At 55.3% G+C, this 12,191-nt stretch carries 10 protein-coding genes; 2 read left to right on the top strand and 8 right to left on the bottom strand.

Annotated elements, in window-relative coordinates; genetic code table 11:
• Window positions 1-86: 86 nt before the first annotated feature.
• From CQ011_RS06560 to CQ011_RS06550, 3 genes are all read right to left on the bottom strand, one after another.
• Window positions 87-410: a hypothetical protein gene (locus CQ011_RS06560; protein WP_105675785.1), complete on the bottom strand. Its 324-nt coding sequence runs from the start codon at window positions 408-410 to the stop codon at window positions 87-89.
• A gap of 3 nt (window positions 411-413) precedes the next feature.
• The gene (locus tag CQ011_RS06555; protein WP_105675783.1) at window positions 414-794 is read right to left on the bottom strand and encodes a sterol carrier family protein; all 381 of its coding nucleotides are present in this window, start codon (window positions 792-794) and stop codon (window positions 414-416) included.
• 63 nt (window positions 795-857) lie between these two features.
• A complete protein-coding gene (locus CQ011_RS06550; RefSeq protein ID WP_105675780.1) occupies window positions 858-1,850 on the bottom strand; it encodes an asparaginase in 993 nt (330 codons plus the stop codon).
• A gap of 143 nt (window positions 1,851-1,993) precedes the next feature.
• On the opposite strand from CQ011_RS06550, the gene purD reads away from it, so the two are divergent.
• Both purD and CQ011_RS06540 read left to right on the top strand, forming a co-directional pair.
• On the top strand, window positions 1,994-3,280 hold the full coding sequence (purD, locus tag CQ011_RS06545; protein WP_105676162.1) for a phosphoribosylamine--glycine ligase: 1,287 nt from the start codon (window positions 1,994-1,996) through the stop codon (window positions 3,278-3,280).
• Entirely contained in the window at window positions 3,280-4,185 is a 906-nt protein-coding gene (locus tag CQ011_RS06540) for a phosphoribosylaminoimidazolesuccinocarboxamide synthase (RefSeq protein WP_105675778.1), read from the top strand. Before purD ends, CQ011_RS06540 begins: the two co-directional genes overlap by 1 nt.
• 61 nt (window positions 4,186-4,246) lie before the next feature.
• On the opposite strand, the gene CQ011_RS06535 is transcribed toward CQ011_RS06540, so the two are convergent.
• From CQ011_RS06535 to CQ011_RS06515, 5 genes are all read right to left on the bottom strand, one after another.
• Window positions 4,247-4,975, bottom strand: coding sequence for a class I SAM-dependent methyltransferase (locus CQ011_RS06535; RefSeq protein WP_105675776.1), 729 nt, complete (start codon window positions 4,973-4,975; stop codon window positions 4,247-4,249).
• Window positions 4,976-4,989: 14 nt separating this feature from the next.
• Window positions 4,990-6,798, bottom strand: coding sequence for an ABC transporter ATP-binding protein (locus CQ011_RS06530; RefSeq protein ID WP_105675774.1), 1,809 nt, complete (start codon window positions 6,796-6,798; stop codon window positions 4,990-4,992).
• On the bottom strand, window positions 6,795-8,615 hold the full coding sequence (locus tag CQ011_RS06525) for an ABC transporter ATP-binding protein (RefSeq protein ID WP_105675771.1): 1,821 nt from the start codon (window positions 8,613-8,615) through the stop codon (window positions 6,795-6,797). Before CQ011_RS06525 ends, CQ011_RS06530 begins: the two co-directional genes overlap by 4 nt.
• Before the next feature lie 170 nt (window positions 8,616-8,785).
• Entirely contained in the window at window positions 8,786-9,739 is a 954-nt protein-coding gene (locus tag CQ011_RS06520) for a metallophosphoesterase (protein ID WP_105675770.1), read from the bottom strand.
• Window positions 9,740-9,854: 115 nt separating this feature from the next.
• Window positions 9,855-12,185: a transglycosylase domain-containing protein gene (locus tag CQ011_RS06515; RefSeq protein ID WP_105675768.1), complete on the bottom strand. Its 2,331-nt coding sequence runs from the start codon at window positions 12,183-12,185 to the stop codon at window positions 9,855-9,857.
• Window positions 12,186-12,191: the final 6 nt, after the last annotated feature.

Genomic DNA, 12,191 nt, shown 5'->3' with positions numbered 1-12,191 from the left:
ATCTGTTGGTCGTCTTCGACCGCTTATGTGGTGAGCGACGACCAGGTGCGCGGCCGCCGCATGCCTTCCTGGGAAGGGGAGGGCGCCTAGCCTTGTTGCTCGCTGGTGGTATCCCCGGCCAGGGGCACCGCCAGTTTTTGGGTGGTCTTACGCGAAGTCACGCGGTCGATAATTACATAGGCAAGTGCGCCCAACCCAATGCCAAGTCCTGCACAGAACATGGCGAAGAATCCGATGGCCGAACCTACGGTGTAATCCATTGAAGGTTCACCAAGGAAGCCAATGATTGCACCGATCAGGGCACCGAGAACGGCGCCGGTCAGTACAAATGGCCAGAAACGTGGTGCCGCATGAATCAGCACGGTAATTGGCTGATCAGCGGATGACGGGGTGGCGGGGTGTTGCTCCATGCTTTAAGGGTACTCAATTAGTGGCAGATGTGCCGACAAGTCCGCCCTTAGTCCCGAGGCATGCAATTGCCCCGATTGCACGGCGGTGGCCCAGTTAGTTCGCCCGGTGACTAGCGATAGCCATAATTCAGCAGGCATTTCGACCACGTTTGGAGGGGTCCCGCGGGTATGCCGGGGCCCTTCAATGCATTGGGTCACACCGAAGGGTGGGATGCGCACTTCAACCGAGTTTCCCTCGGCCCGGGAAGCGAGTTCCTCTAACGTAAAACGCACGGCCGTAGCGAGGGTGGAACGCCCTGTTTTCCCTTGAGTTTCAGCGTTTTGCGCCCACTCGCGTAACGCCGTGCGCCCGGTGGGTTCATCGATTCTTCTTTTGATCGCCATAGCCTTAGACCTGCTTCCTTCGATGACGTGAAAATGTCATATTTCCCGCTGCTAGTTTCGGCATCAACGAGGCGACTCAGACATAAACTCTTGACCGACATAGTGAATCTGCGCCGCGCGGGAGCCCTCACTGGTGCCTGCCGGCGCCAGTCTAGAAGACAATTCTTTCAGCTTCTGCGGTGTGAGGGCACCATGTTTGGCCAACAGCCCAAGAGCCAATAAGTCCATTCCGCGCGATGAGCCATCTAGCATTTTGACCACTACACTCACCCCTTGGCTGGTGCTCATACCCAGCACGCCTTCGGCACCCAGCTTGGCAATAATTCCCGTGGATTCGTTCACGATGGTGTTCGGGCTGCCAGGACCGCGTACCGCCCAAGGATGTTCGCGCATCGCGTTGGCAACGGCACGGACATGCTGATCACTGCTGGTACTGAGATTGTTGAACCCCTTGGCTAAGGAATACAAGGACATTTGGGGTGCCGGAGCACCGCACCCATCCACGCCCACAATAGTTATCGGACCGCAGAATTCTTCAATTGCTGCTAACGCGCACTGCTGTACCGGGTGCTCAGGATTCAAATACGTTTCTACCTGTTCGCCACGTGATACCGCAGCTGCTAGAAAAGCCGCATGCTTGCCCGAACAGTTAAATGCCAACTTGTTTGGGCGCTGCCCTTCGATAATCATTTCGGTTCTGCTGGCGGAATCGCCTGGCCACGAATCCGGACACTGCAATTGTTCTTCGCCCAAGTTCACCGAGGCGAGCACACTGTGCGCCAACTGCTGGTGCCTGGCAGTGCCTAAGTGGCTGGCGCAAGCCAACGCTAGTTGGGCGGAGTTCAGGACTGCCCCGGCACGCAGCGAACCGATGGCTTGAAAAGGTTTCAGTGCGGAGCGCGGAAAGATCAGTGCCTGCGGATCGCCGAGGGCTTCGAGTACTTCTCCCGCCGCGTCCAGCACCACCGCGGTTCCATAATGTCTGGATTCAACGACCGAATTACGGGTTACCCGAAGCAGCTCTGTGCAGTGTGTGATGTCTATCGCCGAGGCCATAAGACTCAGTCTATGTGGTGCACAGAGCACCTCAAATATTGGGAAACCCTGGAAGCTCAACGAGAAATAGTCAATGGTAAGAAGTGTTCATTGACCGGTCACAGACCAATAACCTGGCACTAATCTCCGGTAAACTTGGCGGGGTGAAGGTACTGGTTATTGGCCCAGGCGGCCGTGAGCATGCAATTGTCCGTGCACTAAGTGCAGACCCCTACGTCAATGAGGTTCATTGCGCTCCCGGTAACGCCGGTATCGCACAGGACGTCACCACCCACAACATCGATGCGCAAGACCCGCAAGCGGTGCTGGCGCTGGCACAAGAACTGGCTAGCGAGCTAGTGATCGTTGGCCCTGAAGCGCCTTTGGCTGCTGGTGTTGCCGATGCGTTGATCGAGGCCGGCATCCCGGTCTTCGGCCCAACTCAGGCCGCTGCCCAGCTAGAGGCTTCCAAAGCATTCGCCAAGGACGTGATGGCCGCCGCGCAGGTGCCCACCGCGATGGCGCATGTGGCTACCAACTCCGCAGAAGCAGCCTCGGCACTTGACGACTTTGGCGCACCCTACGTGGTCAAAGACGACGGACTGGCAGCCGGAAAGGGTGTTGTGGTCACCCATGACCGCGCCGAAGCCGTAGCCCACGCCGAAGTCTGCTTTGCTGCCGGCGGTACCGTGGTCATCGAAGAATTTTTGGACGGCCCAGAAGTTTCGCTCTTTGTTATTTGCGACGGTAAGCACGCGGTGCCTTTGGCACCGGCGCAAGACTTCAAACGAATCTTCGACAATGATCAGGGACCCAATACCGGTGGTATGGGCGCCTACTCACCGCTCGAATGGCTGCCCGAAACCTTCGTCGACGAGGTCATGGACCGCGTCGCCTACCCAACTTTGCGCGAAATGGAAAAGCGCGGCACCCCGTTCACCGGTGTGCTGTACTGCGGCCTTGCCATCACCAAGCGTGGCATCCGCGTGATTGAGTTTAACGCTCGCTTCGGTGACCCTGAGACTCAAGCTGTGTTGGCTCGTCTAAAGACTCCTTTGGGTGGCGTCCTACTGGCCGCGGCGAACGGAACATTGGATGACGCCGAACAGCTGCGCTGGTCTTCTCAGACCGCAGTTGACGTGGTCATTGCCGCAGAAAACTATCCTGACACCCCGGTGAAGGGCGAAATAATTCAAGGGCTTGAAGAGGCCAACACTGTTCCTAACGTCCATGTCATGCATGCCGGCACCAGCGCCGATGCCGACGGCAACATCGTTGTGTCTGGCGGACGTGTTTTGGCCGTTGTCGCCCTGGGTGATGATCTGGCCAGTGCTCGGGCTAGCGCCTATGCCGGTGTGGCAAAGATTAGTTGGCCTGGAGCGCAGTCGCGCAGCGACATCGCGTTGAAGGCCGAACGTGGAGAAATCTTAACGAATGAGGAAAGTAAGTAATGGCAGGATTGCAGACAGAAACACTTTCCTTAGAAGGTTGGGACCATTTCTACTCCGGTAAGGTCCGAGATCTTTACGTACCTGCAGGTGTCAGCTTCGAAGACTCGGACCGGGTACTCGTTGTCGCCTCGGACCGAATCAGTGCTTATGATTTTGTACTAACCAGCGAGATTCCCGATAAGGGCAAGGTACTGACACAGCTCAGCCTGTGGTGGTTCAATCAGCTCAGCGATTTTGCCAATCACGTGATTTCCACCGACGTGCCAGAGGCAGTTGCCGGACGTGCGATGGTGTGCAAAAAGCTTGAGATGTATCCCATCGAGTGCATCGCTCGCGGTTACCTGACCGGCTCTGGCCTGGTTGAGTACAAGGTTTCCTCCACGGTGTGTGCCTTGCCTCTGCCGGCGGGTCTGGTCGATGGTTCACGGTTACAACCAGCGTTGTTCACCCCTTCAGCTAAGGCTGAAGTAGGGGAACACGACGAAAATATTTCCTTTGAACAGACAGTGGAGCGCGTTGGTCTGGACGTCTCCGAAGCACTGCGGGAAAAGACCGTTGCACTTTATGAGCGTGCCGAGGAGATTGCTCGTGAACGCGGCATCATCTTGGCCGATACGAAGGTCGAGTTTGGTTTGGACCCTGCTACCGGAGACATTACCTTGGGCGACGAGGTGCTCACTCCGGACTCCTCGCGTTTCTGGGATGCGCAGTCTTATGAACCTGGCAAGGCGCAGGATAGCTTTGACAAGCAGTTCGTCCGCGACTGGTTGTCCTCGGCAGAATCCGGGTGGGACAAGAATTCCGGGCAGCAGCCTCCGGCGTTGCCGGCAGATATTATCGAAAAGACTCGTGCACGCTACATCGAAGCATATGAGCGATTGACCGGGCTGAAATTCTCAGCCTAATCGAGTCAAAAGTAGGCCGGGGTGAAGAAAGATCTTCACCCCGGCCTACTTTTATGCCCAGTTACTGTACGTCTATAGCTTCCTTGCGTACCTGGTAGATCACGTAGCCGTAGCTCAATTCCGTGGCCTGAGGATGCTCGGCGATCCACTCGTTTGCCAGCTGCGCAGGGAATTCAATGTGCAGGACGCTGGCGAGATCCTGGACAGAATCGAACTTCCAGCTGCTCATCACCTCATGCCGAGTGGCACCTTGGTCTTCCCACCACGCTCTGGTGTAATTTGACTCGCTTTGGGCCGCCGCCCAAGGGCTACGTTGCAGCAGGGACGCGAACTCACCGTGTTGCTGATCGTTATCGATGACCAGCATAGATCCACCGGGACGCAGGACTCGCAAGGCTTCAGCAACTCCCGCCGAACAATCGTTCTTGGGCGAGGGGAAAAAATACGCAAAGCGTGCATGAATGACGTCGAGGCTTTCATCGGCAAACGGAAGATGCTCGGCGGAACCTTGATGCACCTGGATGTGCGCACTACGTGCACGTGCCGCTTCAAGTAAGTTCACATCTGGTTCTACACCGATGACGGTTCCAGCGTCGCTGAGGTACTTCGGTAACCAAAAGCCAGTCCCACAACCAAGATCCAACAGAACTTTGCCATCCCAAGGCGCAAGATCTTGAAGCCGCGCAAAAAGCCCTCCGCTTCGATCCATTGCATTGTTTTCAATTTCATAAACTTCCGGATGCAAGCCTTGATTCGGGGCCTGGACGAAGTCACTGAGTTCGTTTGTCATCGTCTGTACGCCCGCTAAACTAGCGAATCCTTCCACGCCTTATGCAGGGAAGCGAAGCGACCCTGATCAGCGATGAGCTGCTCGGGAGTGCCATCTTCGATAATCTTGCCATCGTCGACCACTAGCACCCGGTCAGCAATCTGCACTGTGGACAGACGGTGCGCAATGATCAGTGCCGTGCGATTGCCCAGCAGCTGCTGCAGACCACGTTGTACCGCGCGCTCGGAAGGGATATCCAACGAGCTGGTTGCCTCATCGAGGATCAGGACAGCAGGATCCGCCAGGAAGGCGCGAGCGAAGGAAATGAGCTGTCGTTGACCGGCAGAGACTCGGCCACCGCGCTTGTTCAGATCGGTATCGTAGCCTTCGGGTAGTTCCAGAATAAATTCGTGGGCACCCACCGCCTTGGCCGCGTCCTGGACTTCAGCCAACGTTGCCGTGGGATTTCCTAGAGCAATGTTCTCAGCCACCGAACCCGAGAACAGGAAGGCCTCCTGGGTCACCATCACTACGTGCTCGCGCAATTCATTGTTTGAGATTTCTTGAATTGGCACGGAGTCTATTTCGAGACTTCCGGAGCGCAAATCATAAAAACGCGAGATGAGTTTGGCCAGTGTTGATTTGCCGGCGCCGGTTTGTCCGACCACCGCAACGGTTTGCCCGGCCTCAAGCTTGAGGTCAAAGCGATCCATAATGATAGGACCCTGCCCGTAACCAAAGACCGCGTCACGAAAAACGATCTCGCCTTTAACCTGGTCGATGCTCCGTGGCTTGAGCGGCTCCTTGACGCTTGGCTCTTCCTCCAATAGTCCGGACACTTTTTCAAGCGCTGCGGTTGCCGATTGCAGGGAGGAGTAAAACATCGCGATCTGCTCCACTGGCTGGAAGACGCGTTTAGCAGCCAGCAACAGCGCGACCATCACACCGACTGCCAGCGTGCCGTCCAAGATTCGAAAACCACCATAGGCGAGCAGCACCGCCACGGTGAGGTTGCCAATGAGTACGAGACCAGGCTGGAGAATTCCAAAAAGATTAAAGGAACGTACCGAGTTGACCCGGTATTTTTCTGCGACATCACCATAATTTTCATCGTTGGCAGCTTCGCGGCGGAAGGCCTTCACCGCACGGATACCTGTCATGGTTTCCACAAAGGTGGAGATGACTTTCGCGGAGACCACACGAGATTCGCGGTAGAGAACCTCGGAGCGGCTTTGATACCAAAAGAACAGGATCGTTACCGGGACGGCAGCAATACAAAGTACCAATCCGCTGCGCCAGTCCAAAGCAAAGATAGTGATCAGCGTGAAGACCACAAACACACAGGAGGAGGCCAGCTCCGAGACGCCTTGGTCCAACAGCTCGCGCAGGGTTTCTAGGTCCGAGGTTTGCCGGGAGATGATGCGACCAGAGGTGTAGTTCTCGTGGAACTCTAAGCTCAATCTTTGTGTGTGGCGGAAGACTTGCTGACGCAGATCTAGGAGCATGGCCTGAGAAATTCGGGCTGCACAGTTGATGTACCAAGCTAGTAGGACACCAGCCAGAATCGCGCAAATAATATAGGCGCCACCTGATATTCCGAGGGCACTCCAGTTGCCCTCACGGACCTGGGGTAACGTCCAGTCGATAGCCAAGGCAATGAGCAGTGGCAAGGCGACTCGGGCCGCATTTGAAACCAAAACCAGCACTACGGTGAGGATAAATAGTTTCTTTTGTGGCATAGCCAGCCTGGCTAGCAGGCTAAAGGAACGGCGACGGACCTGTTTGCGTTGAACACCGCTGAGGTTGATGTTGTCTTCGTCAGAGACACCCATGGGCTTGCTCATCGTGAGATCTCCTCGTTGATCGGTGCTTCGTCATCCAAGCTGGCAATCACGTAGCGGTAATGTTCATTGGTGCTGAGCAGATGTGTGTGGCTGCCGATTGCGTCGATGCGCCCATCACGAAGTAGCGCTACCCGGTCTGCCAGCATCACGGTGGAGGGCCGGTGGGCGACTACCAAAGTTGTTGTTCCGCGAAGAACCTCACGAAGCTTGGTGGTCACTGTCTCCTCGGTGCGTACATCTAAGGCAGAGAGTGGATCATCGAGAACCAAGATACGTGGTTGCGCAGCGATGGCGCGCGCCAAGGCTAAACGTTGACGTTGTCCGCCGGAAAGTGAGAGGCCCTCTTCACCTATCAGCGTCTCAACCCCTTCGGGTAACTGGTACGCGAACTGCGCCTGGGCAACATCCAATGCCTGGGCTAGTAGTTCCTCGCGCTGAACAGAATTTAGCTCTGCTGGAGCGCCGAGCAACACGTTTTCGCGGACGGAATTTGAAAAGAGGGTGGTGTCTTCAAAGGCCACCGCGATCTCTTGTCGAAGTTTTTCTAGGTCCCATTCACGTACGTCTTGACCATGGACCAGCACCTGTCCTGCGTTCACGTCATGTAGTCGTGGCACTAGATTGAGCAAGGTGGATTTACCTGAGCCGGTAATTCCTACCAATGCCATGGTTTCTCCAGGGCGGATGGTGAAGTCGATATCCGCGAGCACGGGACGGCCTCGCCCGGAATCGTCGGGGTAGGCGAAACGCACGTGTTTCAGTTGGACTTCACCGGTTCGCTCCTGAGGTGTCCGAGGCTCCTGCGGGGAAACAATATCGTTGTCGGCATCCATCACCTCGAAGTGCCTGTCCAAAGCTGTTTTGGTGCTCAGCGTCATGCCAAGAAGCATTCCCATGCCCTCTACCGGACCTGCAATAACTGCTGCAATAGCAAAGTACGCAACTAAAGAACCAACGCTCAATGATCCGCTAGCAACCATTGAAATGCCGATGAGTAGGCCGATTCCTAGAATTGTTTCTGGGATCGCGACTACCGTCATCAAGAAACCAGCCAAGGTTTTCGCCTTGGAGATTTCAGTTTGTTGTAGCGACTTGGCCTGTTCGCTGAATCCTTCGTAAACATAGCGTCCACGGCCGAAAGCCTTGATGACGCGGATGCCGTGGACCGACTCTTCGACCGCTGTAGCGAGGTCACCAGCCTGGTCTTGGCTGAGCCGGCTTGCCGCCCGATAGTTGTTTCTGAATTGGTAGGCCTTGATAGAGATCGGGATGGCACCGAGCAAATAGAGCAAGCCAAGAATCCACGAGTGGAAAAACATCAGCGCCAGACCGGTGATCACGGTAACGGTATCTACCACGAGCATCATCGCGCCGAAGGCGAGCCAGCGCCGTAACAGCGATAGATCAGACATGGAGCGGGAAAGTAGCTGTCCGGAGCCCCAACGTTCATGGAACGCCACTGGAAGTCGTTGCAGGTGCTTGTAGAAGCGGATCCTCATATGTGCTTCAAGTCCGGCTGCCGGGTTGAGGACAAACTGTCGGCGGAGGAAAATGAACACTGCTTCGAGGAGTCCTAGGCCGCCGACAATCGCCATGGCGATCCAGATTTGAGTACTGGTGCCATCGGCGCCAAGAACGTTGTTGACCAGCCAAGCAAGTACCTGCGGGATTGCCAGGGCCACAATGCCTGCACCCAAGGCACAGAAGAAACCGCCAATGAGGCGGGGGAGAATCGGACGGACAAAAGGTCCAAGCCGTTTGAGAGTGGTAGTTAATGAAACCGCTTCTGCCGGTTCCGCGTTTTGTTCTCGCGCCATGCGCTTTACCCCACCATCACCAAAAAATATCGACCGGACTACAGCCTACAGTCAGTAGTTGGGAAAATTCAATCAAACAATCCCTATCCGATAGATTATTTGTATCAGGCTCAGAAACGACTTCAGACCCCGTGCTTGGCTCAAGCGCGGGGTCTGAAAATTGGTGAAGATTAGTCTTTGGCGGTCAACGTCAGAAGTATCGCCTCGGGTGGGCACGCGATGCGGATCGGGGCAAAACGCGAGTGTCCAATACCGGCCGAAACGTTGAGCGGAACGCTGCGTCCAGCATGTTCCCAATTTGTTAGACCGCGTGCTCGCCAGGTGGGCAAATCACAATTGGACACCAGCGCGCCATAACCTGGGATGCAGACCTGTCCGCCGTGGGTGTGCCCAGCAAAGATGATGTCGGCACCTTCCTCGGTGAACTGATCAAGCACCCGTTGGTAGGGAGCGTGCGTAAGTGCGATACGAACATGCGGTGCCTGATAACTGGTGGAAGAGCCCTGTGGCCATCCGGCGAACTGGTCTCGATCCAAATGCGGATCATCGATACCGGTGAGATCAAGACGGAGCCCGTTGAGGGCTGTGGAGTAGGAACGGTTGGTCATGTTGACCCAACCGGCGGCCCCAAAAGCCTGGTGCATCTGCTCAAAAGGAAGCACGTCGCGGTCCGCGGGCTTAGGACGGCCGGTACTGCGCGTGAGGTACTTGAACGGATTTTTCGGCTTCGGTGCGTAATAGCAATTTGATCCGGGAACAAAAGCGCCAGGAAATTGCATCAGCGGCTCCAGCGCGTCGATCAACGCTGGGACTGCCTCCCGATGGCTGAGATTGTCACCGGTATTGATCACGTAGTCCGGACGCTCATCTGCCAGTTGATGTAACCAGCGGCGTTTCAGAGCCTGCCCAGGAACCATATGGATATCCGAGAGATGCAAAACGCGCATATCTGCCGCACCTCGCGGCAAGACTTTGACAGTTTCGCGGCGTAGCCCAAATTTCTGTGTCTCGTAAAGCCCGTACCCAAGCAGTGCGCTACCAACCGCGGCGGCACCGCCGGCAAGTAGCGCCGTGGTACTGGTGGCTCGACCGAATGCCGAAGAGAAATTAGTTTTTTCAACCATGACCGGTGCGTCATTGTCCTTTCGGGGGAACAGACCCATCTGAGTCTGGTGATAATGCCAATCTAAACCGAAAGGCCGCGTTCAACCAAAGTTGAACGCGGCCTTGCGACGTTATTTAGCCGTTCGAGCCATCTCCGGGCTTGGCTGGAGTAGTCGGTTTGGACTTCTCTTTGCCCTTGTTTTCAGACTTCTTCGAATCAGACTTGTTGTCCGACTTCTTGGAATCTTCCTTTTTGGAGTCTTCCTTCTTCGAATCCGACTTATTGTCGTTACTGTTCGAGCTGTCCGAGCTGTCTTTTTCCTTCGGCTTCGGCTTTGGCTTGGGAGCCTTGGACACGGAACCGAATGAATTGCGCTCGTACTGCTGAACTGCCTTGGACATGAAATCAACCCAGAGCGGAGCAGCGTAAGTCGAAGAGTCAACCATCTTCGGGGCACGCTGGTCGTTGATCATCTTTCCATGCATCCAGTTTTTCTTATCGTCTTCACCTTGGCCCTTGAGACGGCCAACCCATGCAGCGGAAGAAATGCCGGTGCTGTAACCCACGAACCAAGTCGATGTAGCACCGTTGTTAGTGCCGGTCTTACCGGCAATTGGACCGGCGACTTGACCCTTGGAAACGCGGTTTGTGGCGATCTTCTTTAGAGTTCCGTTGAGGTCAGCAACGTGCTGTGGATCAATCTCTTGCGAGCATTCCTTCTGAGGAACCTTGTAATTGGTTCCGTCTTTATCCTCTACCGAAGTGATAGCGCGTGGCTTGCAGTATTCGCCCTTGTTAGCAAAAGTAGCGAAAGCAGCGGCCTGAGCCAATGGTGTGACTGATGCAGTACCAATCACGAACGAAGGGTTAGCCGGATTGATAGGAGCTGGACCATCGCCACCGACAGGTTTCTGATCAATCAAACCAATTTTGGTTGCGTAATCTGCAATGGTGCAAAGATCGACTTTTTTCGCTTCCTGAACTGTTGCCGAGTTAATCGACCAGTACAGACCGGTATCAACGGTCATGGTGCGGTAGAAACCACGTGAAGCATTCTTCGGCTCCCACTTCGCAGTGGCCGTTTGACCGCCAGGAAGGCATGAAGCCCTCCATTTATCTGAAGCGGTGAAAATTTCTCTCTTCGCATTGATCTTGTCGTACATGTGGTTGCCCTCATGCAGCCACGCAAGGGTGGTAAATGGTTTCATCGTCGAACCACCCTGGAAGCCGCCAGCGCCACCTAAACGACTCTCTACAGCGAAGTTGTAGAAAGTACGACTACCAGATTCCTTGGACTCCGGTGCGTACTCGGTGTTCTGCGCCATGGTGAGGATCTTGCCGGTACCCGGCTCAACCGAAACCAACGAGGCGTAGATGTCTTTGTTCGACTTGGCATGAGGATCAATCGCCTGGCGAGCGTCCTTGGCAGCCTGTTTGTTCAAGGAAGAATTCAGGGTGGTCTTGATGGTCAAGCCACCGCGGAAGAGCAAGTTCTGACGATCCTCTTTGGTCTTACCAAAGTTTTTGTCCTTGAGGATCAAGTTGGTGACGTAGTCACAGAAATATCCGTCGTCCCCGGCAGCCATGCAGCCTGAGGCCGAAGAGCTAGGATCCGTCCCCAGCTTGGACTTGACGGCCTTGTCGTATTCCTTCTTGGTGATCGCACCGGTGCGGTACATATTGCCCAGCACCTTGTTGCGACGGTCCAAGGAACGCTCGGGGTTGTTGATTGGGTTGTACACGTTTGGAAGCTGAACCATGCCGGCAAGCATTGCCGATTGCTGCAGGTTCAGGTCCTTGGCGTCTACGGAGAAGAAGCGCTGAGCGGCAGCCTGCACGCCATACTCACGGCCGGAGAAGAGGACCAAGTTCAGGTAGCCTTCAAGGATTTCGTCCTTAGACATTTCCTTTTCGATAGCTACCGCGTACTTCAGCTCACGAATCTTGTCAGAGTATTCTTTATTGCCCGAAACGGTGCTCTCTTTGGAACCGGTCAAGATCTGGTTATTGACCAAAAGGTTGTTGACGTACTGCTGAGTCAACGTTGACGCACCGGAACGTGACGAGCTGGTCAGGTTACCGACTACCGCACGGGCGATGCCCTTGGGGTCGATACCGTTGTGCTCGTAAAAACGCTCATCTTCCACGGAAACAATTGCCTTGCGCATTTCCGGAGAAATGTCCTTGAGCTTCACCGGATCGCGGTTCTGTTCGTAGAACGTCGCGATCTCCTTGCCCTCGGTGTCTAAGACACGCGAAGGCTGCGGAATTGGAAGCTTCTCGAAGGTGCTCGGAAGCGCGCTTACAATGTTATTTCCGGTGGTCAAACCGGTTTTTGCGATTGCTGCCACGGGGACGATCATGCCCGCGGCCAGCACACCACAAAGGGCACTGATTCCGAAGAACGCAACGATCTTTCCCAAAGTGGTAGCTGTGTCAAAAAAGGGGGACTTCTTGGCTGCCATACCTAC

The sequence above is a fragment of the Arthrobacter sp. MYb213 genome (genome assembly GCF_002979915.1).
Classification (GTDB): Bacteria; Actinomycetota; Actinomycetes; order Actinomycetales; family Micrococcaceae; genus Glutamicibacter.
This window is presented reverse-complemented; position numbering and strand designations above follow the sequence as displayed.

Coding starts and splice junctions, on each gene's coding strand:
- CQ011_RS06550 (WP_105675780.1), bottom strand. CDS start 1,850: ATGGCCTCGGCGATAGACATCACACACTGCACAGAGCTGCTTCGGGTA.
- CQ011_RS06560 (WP_105675785.1), bottom strand. CDS start 410: ATGGAGCAACACCCCGCCACCCCGTCATCCGCTGATCAGCCAATTACC.
- CQ011_RS06525 (WP_105675771.1), bottom strand. CDS start 8,615: ATGGCGCGAGAACAAAACGCGGAACCGGCAGAAGCGGTTTCATTAACT.
- CQ011_RS06540 (WP_105675778.1), top strand. CDS start 3,280: ATGGCAGGATTGCAGACAGAAACACTTTCCTTAGAAGGTTGGGACCAT.
- CQ011_RS06535 (WP_105675776.1), bottom strand. CDS start 4,975: ATGACAAACGAACTCAGTGACTTCGTCCAGGCCCCGAATCAAGGCTTG.
- CQ011_RS06515 (WP_105675768.1), bottom strand. CDS start 12,185: ATGGCAGCCAAGAAGTCCCCCTTTTTTGACACAGCTACCACTTTGGGA.
- CQ011_RS06555 (WP_105675783.1), bottom strand. CDS start 794: ATGGCGATCAAAAGAAGAATCGATGAACCCACCGGGCGCACGGCGTTA.
- CQ011_RS06520 (WP_105675770.1), bottom strand. CDS start 9,739: ATGGTTGAAAAAACTAATTTCTCTTCGGCATTCGGTCGAGCCACCAGT.
- CQ011_RS06530 (WP_105675774.1), bottom strand. CDS start 6,798: ATGAGCAAGCCCATGGGTGTCTCTGACGAAGACAACATCAACCTCAGC.